The sequence below is a fragment of the Arenibaculum sp. genome (assembly GCF_035998295.1).
Taxonomy (GTDB): Bacteria; Pseudomonadota; Alphaproteobacteria; order Azospirillales; family Azospirillaceae; genus DASYHS01.
Genome location: NZ_DASYHS010000207.1, coordinates 17,873 through 33,965, shown reverse-complemented (window position 1 = coordinate 33,965; position 16,093 = coordinate 17,873). Strand labels below are relative to the sequence as shown.

Annotated in this window: 18 protein-coding genes; 3 read left to right on the top strand and 15 right to left on the bottom strand. The window is 71.7% G+C overall.

The window, feature by feature from the left end:
- Positions 1-44: 44 nt before the first annotated feature.
- The 5 genes from VGO20_RS20175 to trpB are packed head-to-tail and all read right to left on the bottom strand — an operon-like array spanning position 45 to position 5,637.
- Complete coding sequence (locus VGO20_RS20175; RefSeq protein WP_327504179.1) at positions 45-1,295, bottom strand: hypothetical protein; 1,251 nt, start codon at positions 1,293-1,295, stop codon at positions 45-47.
- Entirely contained in the window at positions 1,292-2,608 is a 1,317-nt protein-coding gene (locus tag VGO20_RS20170) for a bifunctional folylpolyglutamate synthase/dihydrofolate synthase (protein ID WP_327504178.1), read from the bottom strand. Before VGO20_RS20170 ends, VGO20_RS20175 begins: the two co-directional genes overlap by 4 nt.
- Positions 2,583-3,557 (bottom strand): acetyl-CoA carboxylase, carboxyltransferase subunit beta, encoded by a 975-nt coding sequence (accD, locus tag VGO20_RS20165; RefSeq protein WP_327504177.1) that lies wholly within the window; start codon positions 3,555-3,557, stop codon positions 2,583-2,585. The genes VGO20_RS20170 and accD overlap by 26 nt, the downstream gene beginning before the upstream one ends.
- Complete coding sequence (trpA, locus tag VGO20_RS20160) at positions 3,554-4,417, bottom strand: tryptophan synthase subunit alpha (protein ID WP_327504176.1); 864 nt, start codon at positions 4,415-4,417, stop codon at positions 3,554-3,556. The genes accD and trpA overlap by 4 nt, the downstream gene beginning before the upstream one ends.
- A complete protein-coding gene (gene trpB / locus VGO20_RS20155) occupies positions 4,414-5,637 on the bottom strand; it encodes a tryptophan synthase subunit beta (RefSeq protein WP_327504175.1) in 1,224 nt (407 codons plus the stop codon). Before trpB ends, trpA begins: the two co-directional genes overlap by 4 nt.
- 469 nt (positions 5,638-6,106) lie before the next feature.
- Between trpB and VGO20_RS20150 the strand changes: the two genes are divergently transcribed.
- Positions 6,107-7,114 carry a TerC family protein gene (locus VGO20_RS20150; RefSeq protein WP_327504174.1) on the top strand — a complete coding sequence of 336 codons (1,008 nt, stop codon included), beginning with the start codon at positions 6,107-6,109 and terminating at the stop codon, positions 7,112-7,114.
- Here VGO20_RS20150 and VGO20_RS20145 read toward each other — a convergent pair.
- The gene (locus VGO20_RS20145) at positions 7,111-7,251 is read right to left on the bottom strand and encodes a hypothetical protein (protein ID WP_327504173.1); all 141 of its coding nucleotides are present in this window, start codon (positions 7,249-7,251) and stop codon (positions 7,111-7,113) included. The genes VGO20_RS20150 and VGO20_RS20145 overlap by 4 nt on opposite strands.
- Before the next feature lie 115 nt (positions 7,252-7,366).
- On the opposite strand from VGO20_RS20145, the gene VGO20_RS20140 reads away from it, so the two are divergent.
- The gene (locus VGO20_RS20140; RefSeq protein ID WP_327504172.1) at positions 7,367-7,744 is read left to right on the top strand and encodes an ArsR/SmtB family transcription factor; all 378 of its coding nucleotides are present in this window, start codon (positions 7,367-7,369) and stop codon (positions 7,742-7,744) included.
- On the top strand, positions 7,741-8,232 hold the full coding sequence (locus VGO20_RS20135; protein WP_327504171.1) for an SRPBCC family protein: 492 nt from the start codon (positions 7,741-7,743) through the stop codon (positions 8,230-8,232). The genes VGO20_RS20140 and VGO20_RS20135 overlap by 4 nt, the downstream gene beginning before the upstream one ends.
- 28 nt (positions 8,233-8,260) lie before the next feature.
- Here VGO20_RS20135 and VGO20_RS20130 read toward each other — a convergent pair whose 3' ends face one another.
- From VGO20_RS20130 to VGO20_RS20090, 9 genes are all read right to left on the bottom strand, one after another.
- A complete protein-coding gene (locus tag VGO20_RS20130) occupies positions 8,261-9,247 on the bottom strand; it encodes a calcium/sodium antiporter (RefSeq protein ID WP_327504170.1) in 987 nt (328 codons plus the stop codon).
- 14 nt (positions 9,248-9,261) lie between these two features.
- Positions 9,262-9,906, bottom strand: coding sequence for a phosphoribosylanthranilate isomerase (locus tag VGO20_RS20125; RefSeq protein ID WP_327504169.1), 645 nt, complete (start codon positions 9,904-9,906; stop codon positions 9,262-9,264).
- Positions 9,903-10,616: an orotidine-5'-phosphate decarboxylase gene (gene pyrF, locus VGO20_RS20120; RefSeq protein WP_327504168.1), complete on the bottom strand. Its 714-nt coding sequence runs from the start codon at positions 10,614-10,616 to the stop codon at positions 9,903-9,905. The genes VGO20_RS20125 and pyrF overlap by 4 nt, the downstream gene beginning before the upstream one ends.
- Positions 10,617-10,633: 17 nt before the next feature.
- Entirely contained in the window at positions 10,634-11,569 is a 936-nt protein-coding gene (lhpI, locus tag VGO20_RS20115) for a bifunctional Delta(1)-pyrroline-2-carboxylate/Delta(1)-piperideine-2-carboxylate reductase (protein ID WP_327504167.1), read from the bottom strand.
- Between the two features lie 48 nt (positions 11,570-11,617).
- Complete coding sequence (locus VGO20_RS20110; RefSeq protein WP_327504166.1) at positions 11,618-12,013, bottom strand: lipopolysaccharide assembly protein LapA domain-containing protein; 396 nt, start codon at positions 12,011-12,013, stop codon at positions 11,618-11,620.
- A gap of 28 nt (positions 12,014-12,041) precedes the next feature.
- Positions 12,042-12,323 carry an integration host factor subunit beta gene (ihfB, locus tag VGO20_RS20105; RefSeq protein ID WP_327504165.1) on the bottom strand — a complete coding sequence of 94 codons (282 nt, stop codon included), beginning with the start codon at positions 12,321-12,323 and terminating at the stop codon, positions 12,042-12,044.
- 199 nt (positions 12,324-12,522) lie between these two features.
- Positions 12,523-14,244: a 30S ribosomal protein S1 gene (gene rpsA, locus VGO20_RS20100; protein ID WP_327504164.1), complete on the bottom strand. Its 1,722-nt coding sequence runs from the start codon at positions 14,242-14,244 to the stop codon at positions 12,523-12,525.
- Positions 14,245-14,377: 133 nt separating this feature from the next.
- Positions 14,378-15,061: a (d)CMP kinase gene (locus tag VGO20_RS20095; protein ID WP_327504163.1), complete on the bottom strand. Its 684-nt coding sequence runs from the start codon at positions 15,059-15,061 to the stop codon at positions 14,378-14,380.
- A 31-nt stretch (positions 15,062-15,092) separates the two neighbouring features.
- The gene (locus tag VGO20_RS20090) at positions 15,093-16,034 is read right to left on the bottom strand and encodes a bifunctional riboflavin kinase/FAD synthetase (protein ID WP_327504162.1); all 942 of its coding nucleotides are present in this window, start codon (positions 16,032-16,034) and stop codon (positions 15,093-15,095) included.
- Between the last annotated feature and the right edge of the window lie 59 nt (positions 16,035-16,093).

The following is a 16,093-nucleotide window of genomic DNA, read 5'->3' as shown; positions in this document are numbered from 1 at the left end:
CCGTGCCCCGCCCGTATGCCGGCCCATGCGCCAGGACGTTCCGGTCAGGAAACGAACGCTTGCTTGAGCAGGCGCAGGAAGGTCTGCGTGCCGACGGCGACGGCCAGCTCCGCCCGGTGCTCGCGCAGGAGCCCGGCGACCAGGCCGCGCAGCGCCGGCCCGTCGTCGTAGCCGACCGGGCCGGCCACGCGCCCGCCGAACGCGGCGCGGGCGCGCCCATAGGCGAGGAAGCCGCGCTCGCCGGCGAGCACGACGTGCAGCGGCGGCGCGCCGAGCCGCGCGAAGGCGGCGTCGACGCCGTCCACGTCCTTGTCGTCGGTCAGCGACGCCAGCACCAGCGCCGGCCCGCGCGCCAGCACCGGGCCCCAGAACGCCGCGTCGAAGCTGTCCGCCGCGATCAGCCCCTCGTACCACAGCGGGCGTCCGGCCGCCTCGAGCCGGCCGAAGGACGGCACGTTGGGCAGGGGCAGCGCCGCCGGAACGATCGTACCGGGACCGAGACAAGCCTCCACCGCCGTAGCGGCAAGCGCGCGGTCGAGAGCGATCCAGCCCGGCGCCGCCGCCGATGGGGGCGGCGCCGGGACGAGCACGGCGTCTGCCGGCGCCAGCGAGCCGACCCAGCGCGCGCAGCCGGGGCCGAGCACCGTCACCTCCGACAGCGCCGCGACGTGCAGCTTCTCGCGCGCGACGTCGTCGAGGGTGGGGCCGAGATGCTCGACATGCTCGCGCAGGATGGTCGTGACGACCCCGACCTTCGAGGCGACCCAGCCGACCTCGTCGTGCAGCATGCCGCGCCCGCCCTCGAGCACGACGTGGCGCACGCCCCGCTCGCGGAACCAGGCGAGCGCCAGCAGCAGGAACTGCCCCGAGGGCGACAGGTAGCGCCCCGGGGCGAGGCCGGCCTCCAGCGCCGCGAGTTCCGGCTTCAGCCAGGCATGGAGGCGCACGAGGTCGGCGCGCGGGATCGGCGCGCCGTCGACGCGGATGCGGTCGACATGGTCGATCTCCTCCGGCGAGGTCAGCAGCCCGACCGGTTCGCCCGGCCGCGCCGCGCCGATCATCGCGGCGGCGAAACGGGCGACCGAGCCCTTGCCCTTGCTGCCGGTGACCCGGATCGTGCGTTCCGGCGGCGGCAGGAGGCCGAACCGGTCCGCGAGGCCGACCAGCAGCCGGGGCTCGCGGATCTCCGCGTCGCGGCGGCCGCGCAGCAGGGGCTTGGCCGCGAGGAAGGTGCGGAACAGGTCGTCGAGCACCTCCTGGTAGGCAGCCGGGCCCCCGTCCGCGAGGCCGCTCACGAGATCACGGCGCCGCTGTCGCGCAACACCGTGCCGACCAGCGCCAGCGAGCCCGTCACCAGGATGCGGGCCGGTGCCGGGGACGACAGGACGAGGGAGCGGAGCGCCTCGGCGACGCCCGGCGCCTCGACCGCGGGCAGGCCGAGGTCCCGGGCCGCGGCGGCGCAGCCGGCCGGCGGGCGCGAGCGCGGCTCGCCTGGCACCGGGACGGCGGCGACGTCGCTCACATGGGCGGCCAGCGGCGCCAGGAAGTCGCGCGGCTCGCGGTCGGCCAGCATGCCGACGACCAGCCGCCAGGGCGGCCCGTCCCGCCACTGGCCGAGCGTGCGGGCCAGCAGCCCGGCCGCGTCGGGATTGTGGCCGGCATCGGCCCAGAGCTGCCAGCCCTCCGGCAGCAGGGCCGCGAGCGGGCCGGAGGCGAGATGCTGCAGGCGGCCGGGCCAGTCGACCGCGGCGAGGCCGCGGACGACGGCCGCCTCGTCCACGGCGACCGGCAGATGGGCGAGGCAGCGGATCGCGACCGCGGCGTTGACGGGCTGGTGGGGCCCGGCGAGTGCGGGCATCGGGAAGGCGCGCGTCCCCTCCCCGTCCCCGAGCGCGAAGCCGTTGCGGCGCAGCTCGACGCGCCAGTCGGCGCCGCAGCGGTCCAGCGGGGTCCCGAGGGCGGCGGCGCGCGCCATCACGACCGCCTCGGCCGCGGCCGCCTGGGGCGCCAGGACGCAGGGCACGCCGGGCTTCAGGATGCCGGCCTTCTCGGCCGCGATCTCATCGAGGGTGCTGCCGAGATAGTCCATGTGGTCCATCGAGACCGGCGTGATCGCGGTGACGGCCGGCCGCGCCACGACGTTGGTCGCGTCCAGCCGGCCGCCGAGCCCGGTCTCCAGCAGCACGATGTCCGCCGGCTCGCGCGCGAAGGCGAGGAAGGCGGCGCAGGTCGTGATCTCGAAGAAGGTGATCGGCTCGCCGGCATTGACCGTCTCGCACTCCTCCAGCAGGGAGGCGAGCGCGTCGTCGCCGACGATGCGGCCGGCGATCCGGATGCGCTCGTTGAAGCGGACGAGATGGGGCGAGGTGTAGACATGGACCCGCAGCCCCGCAGCCTCCAGGAAGGCGCGCAGGAACGCGACGGTCGAGCCCTTGCCGTTGGTGCCGGCGACGTGCGCGACCGGCGCCAGCGCGCGCTCGGGATGGCCGAGACGCGCCAGCAGCCGGTGGACGCGCTCCAGCGTCAGGTCGATGACGGAGGGGTGGAGCCGTTTGAGGCGCGCGAGGGCGGCCTCTACGCGCTCAGCGCTCGGTCTCGGCGGTGTCACTCTTCACCGCCTCCTGGGCCGCTCCCTGAGACGCCGGCGGCAGCGTCCGCTCCTCCCCGGCCGCCTCGGCGGTCGGCAGGGTCAGGACCTCGGCCGTCGGGTGCGGCCGGCGCAGCAGGTCGAGCAGCCGGATCAGCGTCGGGCGCAGCTCCTTGCGGTGCACGACCATGTCGACCATGCCGTGGGCGAGCAGGTACTCGGCACGCTGGAAGCCTTCGGGCAGGGTCTCGCGGATCGTGTCCTCGATGACGCGGGCCCCGGCGAAGCCGATCTGCGCCCCCTTCTCCGCGATGTGGACGTCTCCCAGCATCGCGAAGCTGGCGGTGACGCCGCCGGTCGTCGGGTCGGTCAGGACGACGACGTAGGGCAGCCCCGCCTCCTTCACCATCTCGGCCGCGATCACGCTGCGCGGCATCTGCATCAGGGACAGGATGCCCTCCTGCATGCGCGCGCCGCCCGAGGCCGGGACGACGATCAGCGGCGCGTCCTGCAGCACGGCGAGACGCGCGGCGGCGACCAGCCCCTCGCCGACGGCGATGCCCATCGAGCCGCCCATGAAGGTGAAGTCGAAGGCGGCGACGACGACCGGCATGTCGCCCATGCGCCCGTGCGCGACGATGAGGGCGTCGGAACGGCCGGTCTTGGCCTGCGCCTCCTTCAGGCGGTCGGTGTAGCGCTTCTGGTCGCGAAAGCGCAGCGGGTCGGGCGCCACCTTCGGCAGCTCGATCGCCTGGTACTCGCCCTCGTCGAACAGCATCTTCAGGCGGCGCACCGGGTCGATGCGCATGTGGAAGCCGCAATGTTGGCAGACGTGCAGGTTCTCCTCGAGGTCGCGATGGAAGATCATCGCCTCGCAGTTCCCGCATTTCAGCCACAGATTGTCCGGCACTTCCTTCTTGGAGACAAGCGCGCGGATCTTCGGACGGACGAAGTTGGTCAGCCAGTTCATGATGCGGCTTCCTGATGATGACGCGCGGTGCGGACGGCGTCGGCGAGCTGCCGGACGAAGGCCAGCGTCTCCCCGACGAGGCCGGGCTTCGCCCTGCCCTCGGCGTCGAGGCCGGCGGCGACGCGGTTCACGATCGCCGAGCCGACGACCGCCGCGTCGGCGACGCGGGCGACGGCCGCCGCGCGCTCGGGCGTCGAGATGCCGAAGCCGACCGCGACCGGCAGCGGGGTGTGGCGGCGCAGCCGGGCGACGGCGTCCGCGACGGCCGCGTCGGACGCGGACGCGGTGCCGGTGATCCCGGTGATCGAGACGTAGTAGACGAAGCCGCTGGTGTTGGCGAGCACGGCCGGAAGCCGCGCGTCGTCCGTCGTCGGCGTCGCGAGGCGGACGAAGCTGAGCCCGGCTTCCAGCGCCGGCAGGCACAGCTCGGCGTCCTCCTCCGGCGGCAGGTCGACGACGATCAGGCCGTCGACGCCGGCGGCGCGCGCGTCGTCGAGGAAGCGGGCGACGCCGTAGCTGTGGATGGGGTTGTAGTAGCCCATCAGGATCACCGGCGTCTCGGCGTCGCGCGCACGCAGGCCGCGCACGAGGTCGAGCGTCCGGGTCATGCGCGCGCCGGCCTTCAGCGCGCGCAGGCTGCCGGCCTGGATCGCCGGGCCGTCGGCCATCGGGTCGGTGAAGGGCATGCCGAGCTCGATCAGGTCGGCCCCCGCCGCGGGCAGGCCGTCCAGCAGGGCGCGGCAGGTGTCGTGGTCGGGGTCGCCCGCGGTGATGAAGGCGACGAGGCCGGCGCGCCCCTCGGCGCGCAGCTTCTCGAAGCGCGCCGCGATCCGGGCGGCGCCCACGGTTCCGGTGCTCACAGCGTCACTCCCAGGGCCTCGGCGACGGAGAAGATGTCCTTGTCGCCCCGGCCGCACAGGTTCATCACCATCAGGTGGTCGTCCGGCAGCTTCGGCGCTTCCTTGACCACCTGGGCCAGCGCGTGCGCCGGCTCCAGGGCTGGCAGGATGCCCTCGGTACGGGCGAGGAGCTGGAAGGCGTCCAGCGCCTCGCGGTCGGTCACCGCCTCGTAGCGCACGCGGCCGACGTCGCGCAGCCATGAATGTTCCGGCCCGACCCCGGGATAATCGAGGCCGGCGGAGATCGAGTGCCCCTCGACCACCTGGCCGTCCTCGTCCTGGAGCAGGTAGGTGCGGTTGCCGTGCAGCACGCCCGGCCGGCCGCCGTTCATCGAGGCCGCGTGCTCGGGCGTGTCGAGCCCGTGGCCGGCGGCCTCGACCCCGATCATCGAGACGCTCGGCTCGTCCAGGAACGGATGGAACAGGCCCATCGCGTTGGAGCCGCCGCCCACCGCCGCGACCAGCGTGTCGGGCAGCCGGCCCTCGGCCGCCAGCATCTGCTCGCGCACCTCCTCGCCGATCACGGACTGGAAGTCGCGGACCATGGCGGGATAGGGATGCGGGCCGGCGACGGTGCCGATGATGTAGAACGTGTCCTCGACGTTGCCGACCCAGTCGCGCAGCGCCTCGTTCATCGCGTCCTTCAGCGTGCGGCCGCCGGACTTCACCGGCCGGACCTCGGCGCCCAGCAGCTTCATGCGGAAGACGTTGGGCTTCTGCCGCTCGACGTCGACCTCGCCCATGTAGACGACGCAGGGCAGGCCGAACAGCGCGCAAACCGTGGCGGTCGCGACGCCGTGCTGGCCGGCGCCGGTCTCGGCGATGATGCGCCGCTTGCCCATGCGCCGGGCCAGCAGGATCTGGCCCATGCAGTTGTTGATCTTGTGCGCGCCGGTATGGTTCAGCTCGTCGCGCTTGAAGTAGACCTTGGCGCCGCCGAGCTCGCGGGTCAGGCGCTCGGCGAAGTAGAGCGGGTTCGGCCGGCCGACATACTGGGTCAGGTAATAGCGCAGCTCGTTCTTGAACGCGGTGTCGCGCTTGGCGGCCTCGTAGGCCTTCTCCACGTCCAGGATCAGCGGCATCAGCGTCTCGGCGACGAAGCGTCCGCCGTAGATGCCGAAGTGGCCGTGCTCGTCCGGGCCGGCACGGTACGTGTTCAGCGGCTGTTGTGAAGCGGTCACGGGTCCAGTCTCGACTTGCGCGGAACGGAAGGAACCCCGTCCCCGATCAAGGCGCCACCATAACGGCGGCGTCCCGATTTTCCAAGACCGGGCTGGGGACGCCCGGCACGAGCCGGCGGGAGCGCTTGAACCGGCGGCGCGCGAGCGCGCTTGAACCGGCGGCGCGCCCGAGTTACATACGGGCCGGGTCCGGGCCCCTCTGGCAGCGTCGCCCGGCGCTGCGATGTCGGACTTTCCACTTGAGCCGCCCGTCACGGCGGCCGCGTGAAAGCCGCTCCCGCGACCATTCCCGTGAGAGCCGGTACGCTTCCCGCGGCCCCCGCGCCGAGAGCGGCATCGGGCGGGCGTTCGCGCCCCTTGCTGGACAAGACGATGACCGGAACGACCTCGATACCGCCGCCGGCGCCGAACTGACGGCCTCGCCGCCGAGCCGCCCCCTTTTCCGAAGCGATTCATCAGGAGACGTCCCGTGGACGCATCCATCTGGCCATGGTTGGGCTTCGCGGCCCTTATCGCCGCTCTGCTGGCCTTCGACCTCGGCGTCCTCACCAAGGGCGCGAAGACCATCACCGGCCGCGAGGCGCTCGCGCGCTGCGGCGCGTACTTCGTCATCGCGATGATGTTCTGCGCCGGGATCCTCTACTTCGAAGGTTCGGGCAAGGCGCTGGAGTTCCTGACCGGCTACCTGATCGAATACAGCCTCAGCATCGACAACATCTTCGTCATCGTACTGATCTTCTCGCATTTCTCCGTCGCGCCGCAGCACCAGCACCGGGTGCTGTTCTGGGGCATCCTGGGCGCGGTGGTGATGCGCGGCATCCTGATCCTGGCCGGGACCACGCTGGTCCAGGAGTTCCACTGGATCATGTACCTGTTCGGCGCCTTCCTCGTGTTCAGCGGCATCCGGATGCTGCGGGCCGTCGACGAGGAGCCGGACATGGAGAACAACCGCGTCGTCCGGCTGGTCCGTTCCCGTTTCCGCATGACGGAGGGCTACGAAGGCGAGCGCTTCTTCGTCGTCCGCGACGGCGTGCGGATGATGACGCCGCTGTTCCTCGTGCTGATCCTGATCGAGATCACCGACCTCGTCTTCGCGGTCGATTCGATCCCGGCCGTGTTCGCGGTCACGACCGACCCGTTCATCGTCTGGACCTCCAACGTGTTCGCGATCCTGGGCCTGCGGGCGCTGTATTTCGGTCTGGCCTCGGTGATCCACCGCTTCCACTACCTCAAATACGGGCTGTCCCTGGTCCTGATCGCGATCGGCACGAAGATGCTGATCATGGACATCTACAAGGTGCCGACGGCGCTGGCGCTCGGCGTCACCGCGGCGCTGATCGGCGGCTCGATGCTGATCTCGGTGCTGAAGACGCGGGGCGAGCCCGAAGGGGCCGTCCCCGCCGAGGCGCCGCGCTGGTGGGTGCCCGGCTCCCCGGCCAAGCGGCGCAGCACGGAGGAGCCGGCGGCACGCGATTAGGCCCGCGCCGCCGAGGGAAGCCTGCGCGGGACCGGCGTGACGGACGCGCCGTCGCGCCGGCTTCCCGCCTTCTCGACCATCCCGCCACGCCCATATCCGATCCCGACCACGGCCCGCACGGCATGCTCCCGACGCATGCCCCGCTCCCTGCCGGGTCGTTATATTTAGGGATTGCCCTAAGTATCTGGTCCATGTATCAACGCCCCACGGAGAGCCGGAGCGCGGGGGGCGAAACCGGAGGAGAACGCAGCGATGCCGCAGGCAGGCCGCAGCCAGGAGCAGGGACGGCAGATCCCGACGGCGGGCATGATAGACGGCGTCTTTCGCGCCCTGTCCGATCCGACGCGCCGACATGTCCTGGAACGGCTCAGTTCCCGGCCGGCTTCGGTGAGCGAACTGGCGGCGCCCTACGACATGGCCCTTCCGTCCTTCGTCGAGCACCTGAGGATGCTCGAACGAAGCGGTCTGGTGCGCTCGCGCAAGGTCGGCCGCGTGCGCACCTACGAGCTCGAACCCGAGCCGCTCAAGCTGGTGGAAGACTGGCTCGGGCGACAGCGCAAGCTGTGGGAACGCCGCCTCGACCAGCTCGACAGCTATCTCATGAAAATGAAGGAGGAGGAATCCGAATGACGTCGCCCGTGATCAAGATCGACCCGAAACTCGACCTCGTGCTGGTGCGCGAGATCGACGTCCCGGTCGAACTCGTCTGGAAGGCGTGGACGACGCCCGAGCACCTGCGCGAATGGTTCGTGCCGAAGCCGTGGACCATCACCGCCTGCGAACTCGACGTGCGTCCGGGAGGCGTGTTCAGCACCGTCATGCGCTCGCCCGAGGGCAAGGAGTTCCCGAACGCCGGCTGCTATCTGGAAGTGACGCCGAACGAGCGGCTGATCTTCACGGATGCGCTCCTGCCCGGATATCGCCCGGCCGCGAAGCCCTTCTTCACCGCCGTGCTGGAGCTTGCCAGGAACGGGGCTGGAACGAAGTACACGGCCATCGCGATACATGGCGACGAGGAAGCCCGGAAGAACCACGAGGACATGGGGTTCTTCGAGGGCTGGGGCACCGTGGTCGATCAGATGGTCGCGCACATCAAGGCGCAGGGAGCGCGGGCCTGACGCCGGCCGCTGCCCGGGGCGACGCCTTCTAGGCGAGCCCCAGCAGCGTCCGGGCGCCGGGCGAGAGCTGGGCCGCGAGGTACGCGGCGTACAAGGCCAGGAAGACGGCGGCCTCGCGGCGGCTGACCCGCCACCCCGTGACGGCGAAGACCACCAGCAGCAGGGTGGTCCCGACCATCACCCAGACGTCGAAGCGCACGATCTCGGCCGGGACGGCGAACGGGCTCACCACGGCCGTCACCCCGGCGATGCCGAGGATGTTGAAGATGTTGCTGCCGACGACGTTGCCGAACGCGACGTCGCCGTGCCTGCGCAGCGCCGCCATCACCGAGGTGACCAGCTCGGGCAGCGAGGTGCCGACGGCGACCAGGGTCAGGCCGATCACCGTCTCGGAGATGCCGGCCGCCCGCGCGACCGTCAGCGCCGCGCCGACCAGCAGGTCCGCGCCGACGACGACGGCCGCGATGCCGCCCGCCGCGAGCAGCAGGCCGAAGCCCAGGCCGAGGCCGCGCGGCGGCAGGTCCGGCCGCTCCTGCGCCCTGGCGGCGTGCATCCGCGCCGCTGCGTCCTCCCTGCGCCGCTCGGAGACGTAGGTGTAGACGACGTAGGCGGCGAGCAGGGCGAGGAAGCCGAGGCCGACCAGACGGTCGAGGAAGCCGTACAAGGCCACGGCCAGGAGCAGCACGCTGGCCCCGACCAGCACCGAGCCGTCGCGGCGGAACGCCTCGCGGGTCGTCGCCACCGGCAGGATGGCGGCTGAGACGCCGAGGATCAGCAGGATGTTTGCAATGTTGCTGCCGACGATGTTGCCGACGGCGATGCCGGGCGAGCCGATCAGGGCGGCCTGGACGCTCGCCACCAGCTCCGGCATCGACGTGCCGAAGCCGACGAGGGTGAGCCCGATCACCAGCGGCGAGATGCCGAGGCGGCGGGCGACGGCGACGCTGCCCTTCACCAGCGCCTCGCCCCCGCCCATCAGGAGCGCAAAGCCGATGATCAGTTGAACGAGCGTCACTTGGCCACTTCCGGTCAGAGACGGGCCGCCTCGGCCAGGAACGCCCGGACGAGCGCCGGGTCCTTGTGGCCGGGACGGTCCTCGACGCCGCTGCTGACGTCGACCGCGCCGGCCCCGCTGACGGCGACCGCCTCGCCGAGATTGGCGGCCGTCAGCCCGCCGGACAGCATCCAGGGCAGCGGGAAGCTGCGGCCGGCGAGGATCGTCCAGTCGAACGGGATCCCGTTGCCGCCCGGCAGCGCCGAGACGCGCGCCGGCGGCCGGGCGTCGAACAGCAGCCGGTCGGCGCTGCCCGCATAGGCGGCGGCACGGTCCAGGTCGCCCGGTTCGCCGACCTTGAGCGCCTTCATGACCGGGATCGCATGGGCGGCCCGGATCGCGGCGACGCGCGCCGGCGTCTCCTCGCCGTGGAGCTGGATCAGGTCGAGAGGCACCCGCGTCACGACGCTGGCGAGATACTCGTCGTCGGGGTCGACGAACAGGCCGACCGTGCGTATCCCCGTCGGAACCATCCGCGCCAGCTCGGCCGCCAGCGGCGGCGCGACGTGGCGGGGAGAGCGCTCGTAGAAGACGAGGCCGGCCCAGCGCGCCCCGCCCTCCACCGCCGCGGTCATCGCCGCCGGATCGCCGATGCCGCAGATCTTGACCGCGACCGTCACGACAGGCTTCCGACGATCGCGCGCGCGGCCGCCGCGGGATCGGCGGCCTGCGTGATCGGCCGCCCGATCACGAGGTAGTCGGCCCCGGCCTCCACCGCCTCGCGCGGGGTCATGACCCGCTTCTGGTCGCCCACGTCCGAACCGGCGGGCCGGATGCCCGGCACCATCAGCACGAAGCCCGGCCCGTGGCGGCGGCGCTGCTCGGCGACTTCGGCCGGCGAACAGACGATCCCGTCGATGCCGGCCTCCGCCGCGAGGGCGGCCAGACGCACCACCTGGTCGGCGGCCGGGCCCGCCTGCCCGACCCGGCCGAGATCGGCGTCGTCGAGGCTGGTCAGCACCGTGACCGCCAGCAGGCGGGGAGGCGCGACGCCGGCCCGGGCCGCCGCGTCCTGCGCCGCGTCGCGCGCGGCCCGCATCATCGCCAGCCCGCCGGACGCGTGCAGCGTCAGGAAGGCCGGCGCCAGCGGCACGGCCGCCCGCACGGCCCCCGCGACGGTGTTGGGGATATCGTGCAGCTTCAGGTCCAGGAACAGCGGCAGGCCCGTGCCGCCCATCGCGGCGCGGATGCCGTCCGGCCCGCGGGCGACGAAGAACTCGAGCCCGAGCTTGATGCCGCCGACGGAGCCCGCGAGCGACCCGATCAGGGCCGACGCCTCCTCGGTCCCGGTAGTGTCGACGGCGGCGAAGATGCGGTGCGCGGGCAGCATGGAAATCCTTTCTCCGGTCAGACGAGCTCGACCGCGAGCTGGGCCGCGGCGAGGTCCTCCAGCGCGGTGCCCACCGACTTGAATAGGGTGATCTGGTCGTAGAAGCGCCGGCCGGCCCGCTCGCCGCGGGTCAGCGCGAACAGGTCGCCGGCGATGTCCCCGGCGTCCAGCACGCCGGCGGCGATCGGCTGCACGATGTCGCCCGCCTCCTTCGTGGCCCCCTCGACGGTGTCGACGAAGACGCGGGCGCGCCGGACCGCCTCGTCGTCGGCCTCGCGCATCTCGGGCGTGAAGCCGCCGACGAGGTCGAGGTGGCAGCCGTCCGGCAGCCACTCGCCCCGGATCAGCGGCTCGCGCGCCAGCGTGGCGCAGGAGATCACGTGGGCGCCGCGGGCCGCCGCCTCGAGGTCGTCGGTGGCCGAGACGGACAGCCCCTTGCGGCCCAGCGCCCGGGCCAGCCGTTCGGCCTTGGCCACGGAGCGGCCCCAGATCAGCACCTCGCGGATCGGCCGGACCGTGGCATGGGCGAGCACGAGGTTGGGCGCGAGCGCCCCGGTGCCGACCATCAGCAGGCGCGACGCGTCGGGCCGCGCGAGATAGGAGGCCGCCAGCGCCGAGGCCGAGGCCGTCCGCTTGATCGTCAGGGTCGGGCCGTCCAGAAGCGCCAGCGGCGTGCCGGTCTTGCCGTCCAGCAGCAGATAGGCCCCCATCACGGAGGGCAGGGACTTCTCGCCGTTCTCCGGGAACACGGTCACGATCTTGACGCCGATGTGGCGCCCCATCTGCCAGGCGGGCATCAGCAGCAGCGTCGCGGCGTGCTGGCCCAAGGTCGGCACCGTGTGGTGATGACGCACCGGTGCCTCGCATCCGGAGCGGAACATCCGGCGCAATCTCTCGACCAGGGGGCCGAAATCGAGCACGGCCTCCAGTTCGGCGGCACTGATGATGCGCATCGCGGACTTCCTCGCGTCACGTGTTCCGGCGCGCGGCCGCCGGAAGGATCATTGTTTCGGGCCGGCCAGCTCCAGGCGCGTCTTGGCCGACGGTCCGACCGGCAGCGCCGACGCCGCGGCCGACACCTCGCGCGCCGCCTCGGCCAGCTTCGCCTCCGCCGTCGCGTGCCGCCGGCGCTCGTCGTCCAGTTCCTGCGACAGCCGGGCGGCGCGGCGCGCCTCCCGCCTCGCCGCGACGCGGTGCCGGCGCCCCGCCACCCAGGCGACGATGCCGCCGGCGAGGAAGCCGATCAGCAGCCCCAGCAGCCCGACCAGGAACAGCGGCACTTCCATCCGGCCCGGCAGTGGCCACAGGCCGAGCGAGACCTCGTCGCGATTGCTGACCGCGAACGAGATGACGAGAAGCGCGAGCGGGATGGTGATGACCCAGGACAGATGGCGCAAAGACGGTCTCCCAGTGCGACGCGGGCGTTCACTCCGCGTTCAGCCGCTCGCGAAGCTGCTTGCCGGTCTTGAAGAACGGGATGAATTTCTCATCGACCTGAACGCTGGCACCGGTGCGCGGGTTCCGCCCCACCCTCGCGTCCCGCCGCTTCACCGAGAAGGCGCCGAACCCGCGCAGCTCGACCCGCTCGCCGCGCGCGAGCGCCGCGGAGATCTCGTCGAAGATCGTGGTGACGATGCGCTCGACGTCGCGCTGCAGGAGATGGGGGTGGCGTTCCGCCAGACGCAGGATCAGCTCCGACTTGGTCATCGATCGTTCCGTTGGCTTTCCCCGGCCCTCCCGAACGCGCGGTCGCGCATGCGGTCGAACACGCCGGGCGGAACGAGCGTGCCAAACCGGAGGCGCAACCGTCAAGCTAAGTGTCTCTGGAACAAGCATTTACGAAGAAACGAAGAGGGCCGCCGCGGTCTCCCGCGGCGGCCCTTCCCGTCTGGCTCGGAGACGAGGACTACTCGTCGCCTTCCTGCTGCCTGCGGCGCAGGGCGGCCCCGAGGATGTCGCCGAGCGAGGCGCCGCTGTCGGACGAACCGAACTCGGCCATCGCCTGCTTCTCCTCCTCGACTTCCTTCGCCTTGATCGACAGGCCGATGCGGCGCGAGCTGCGATCGACCTGGGTCACCTTGGCGTCGACCTTATCGCCGACGGCGAAGCGGTCGGGGCGCTGCTCCGAACGTTCGCGCGACAGGTCGGACTTGCGGATGAAGCCCTGGTAGCCGTCGCCGACCGAAACCTCGATGCCGTTGTCGGTCACCTGGGTCACGGTGCAGGTCACGACCTCACCCTTGCGCAGGCCGGCCGCCGCGGACTCGAACGGATCGCTGCCCAACTGCTTGATGCCGAGGCTGATGCGCTCCTTCTCGACGTCGACGTCGAGGACCTTGACGCGGACGTGGTCGCCCTTCTTGAACTCGGCGATCGCCTCCTCGCCGGCCTTGTTCCAGTCGATGTCCGACATGTGGACCATGCCGTCGATGTCGCCCGGAAGGCCCACGAACAGACCGAACTCCGTGATGTTCTTGACCTCGCCCTCGAGCTCGGTCCCCGCCGGGTACTTGTCCACGAAGGACTCCCACGGGTTCTCCAGGCACTGCTTGAGGCCCAGCGAGATGCGCCGCTTCTGCGGATCGACGTCGAGGATCATCACCTCGACCTCCTGGGAGGTCGACACGATCTTGCCGGGGTGGACATTCTTCTTGGTCCAGGACATCTCGGAGACGTGGACCAGCCCCTCGATGCCCGGCTCCAGCTCCACGAACGCGCCGTAGTCCGTGATGTTGGTGACGCGGCCCTTGAACTTGGCCCCGACCGGATACTTCGCCTCGACGCCTTCCCACGGGTCGGCCTCGAGCTGCTTCATGCCGAGGCTGATGCGCTGGGTCTCGGGGTTGAAGCGGATGACCTGGACCGTGACGGTCTGGCCGATCTGCAGCGCCTCGGACGGGTGGTTGATGCGGCGCCACGCGATGTCGGTGACGTGCAGCAGGCCGTCCACGCCGCCCAGGTCGACGAACGCACCGTAGTCGGTGATGTTCTTGACGACGCCCTGGAGCACCTGGCCTTCCTTGAGGTTGGCCACCAGCTCCGAGCGCGCCTCGGCCCGGCTCTCCTCGAGCACGGCGCGCCGCGACACGACGATGTTGCCGCGCGAGCGGTCCATCTTGAGGATCTGGAACGGCTGCGGGGTGCCGAGCAGCGGGGAGATGTCGCGGACGGGACGGATGTCGACCTGGCTGCCGGGCAGGAACGCCACGGCGCCCGAGAGGTCGACGGTGAAGCCGCCCTTGACGCGGCCGAAGATGATGCCCGTGACCCGCTGCTGCTCGTTGAACGCCTTCTCGAGCTGGGTCCAGGCCTCCTCGCGCTTCGCCTTCTCGCGGGACAGGACGGCCTCGCCGTTCTTGTCCTCCATGCGCTCCAGGTAGACCTCGACCGTGTCGCCAGCCTTCAGCTCGGCAGGCTGACCGCCGGGGCCGGCGAATTCCTTCATCTGGACGCGGCCCTCGGACTTCAGGCCGACATCGATCAGGACCATGTCGTTCTCGACCGAGACGACCCGGCCCTTGACGACGGTACCCTCGAGGCTGTCGGACGTGCCGAGCGACTCCTCCAACAGGGCGGCGAAGCTTTCCTTGTCGCCCATGCTGTCGGACTTGGCTGCAAGCTGTGCCATTGAAACTCCTTGGTTGATACGAAAGCGCCCGGCTCCCTGTCGGCACACTCGTGTTAACAGGGAACCGTCCGCCGCGCCGGACCCCATGCCCGGCGACTTGGATTATCGTCCTGGATCGTCGAAAGGCCGGATCTCAGCCGATCCCGGCCTTCGTCCTGATGAAGGACATGGCCGCCTCGAACGCCTGGTCGGCATCGAGGGACGACGTATCGAGCAGAAACGCGTCGGCGGCCGGCCGGAGCGGTGCCACCGCCCTCTGGCTGTCTCGCGCGTCGCGTTCCCTCATGTCCTCCAGGACAGCGGCATATATAGCCGGTGCGCCGCGGCCGAGCAACTCCTTGAGTCGGCGTTCGGCACGTACTTCCACGTCCGCGGTCACGAACAGCTTGGCGGCGGCGTCCGGACAGACGACCGTGCCGATGTCGCGCCCGTCCAGCACCGCGCCGCGGCCGCGCGGCGGGTGGCCGGCGAAGCCGCGCTGGAAGTCGAGAAGCGCTTCGCGCACGGCCGGCACGACGGCGACCTTGCTGGCCGCCGAGCCGGTCGTCTCGCTGCGCAGCGCCGGGTCGCCGATCAGGCCCCCGATGTCGCCCGGCCGCAGCGACTGGGCCGCGCGCGCCGCCGCCGCCGCGTCCCCCGGATCGCCGCCGGACCGCAGGACGGCCAGCCCGACCGCGCGGTAGAGGGCCCCGGTGTCGAGATGGTCGAAGCCGAGCGCCTCGGCCACGCGGCGCGCGACCGTGCCCTTGCCGCTGGCGGCGGTGCCGTCTATCGCGATGACCGGGGTGGCGACCTGGGGGATCTCTGCGGGGTTCATGGGCGGTCCATGGCCAGGAGTGTCGGACGGCTCAGCCGCTGGAAAGCAGCCGGCGGGCCGCCTCGGCGTCGAGCGCGATCTGCGCCTTGAGCGCGTCGAGGCCGTCGAACTTGCGCTCCGGCCTCAGGAACTCGACGAGCTGGACGCGCAGGTGCCGGCCGTAGAGGTCGCCGCCGAAGTCGAACAGATGCACCTCCAGCAGTTCCGCCGTGCCGCCGACGGTCGGCCGGCGGCCGAGATTGGCCACCCCCGGCAGCCAGTCCGTGCCGACGCCCCGGTCGATCCCGGCGCGGACGGCATAGACCCCGAAGGCCGGGCGGAGATAGTCGTCGAGCGCCACGTTGGCGGTCGGAAAGCCGATCGTGCGGCCGCGCTGGAACCCGCCCTCGACGCGGCCCTCGATCTCCCACGGCCGGCCGAGCACGAGGGCCGCGTCGCGGGGGCGGCCCTCCGCCAGGAGGGTGCGAACGCGCGTCGAGGAGAGCACCGTGCCTTCCGGGCCGGTCGCCGGCTCCACGGAGGTGACGCCGAAGCCGAGCCGGCCGGACATCGCGGACAGCAGGCCGACGTTCCCGCCCCGGCCGCGGCCGAAGACGAAGTCGTAGCCGACGACGACGTGGCGCACGCCCAGGTCGCGGACCAGCACCTCCTCGACGAAGGCCTCGGCCGTCCGCTTCGCGAAGTCGGGATCGAAATGGACCACGAACAGCAGGTCGACGCCGAGCGCCTCGATCTGGCGGGCCTTGATGCGGAACGGCGTCAGCCGGAACGGCGGGTCGTCGGGGCGGAACACGCGGCGGGGATGGGGCTCGAAGGTCAGCACCGCGAGCGGCGCGCCGGCCGGGCCCGCGATGCCGGCGGCCGTGCCGATCACGGCCTGGTGGCCGAGATGCACGCCGTCGAAATTGCCGAGCGCTGCCACCGCGCCGCGGGCGTCCGCGGGCAGGCAGCCCGTGTGTCTGAAGATACGCATCACGGGCCCCCCTCTCGGCCCACCCTCGCTTAGCCCAAAAATCCGCGGCTGTGAATACC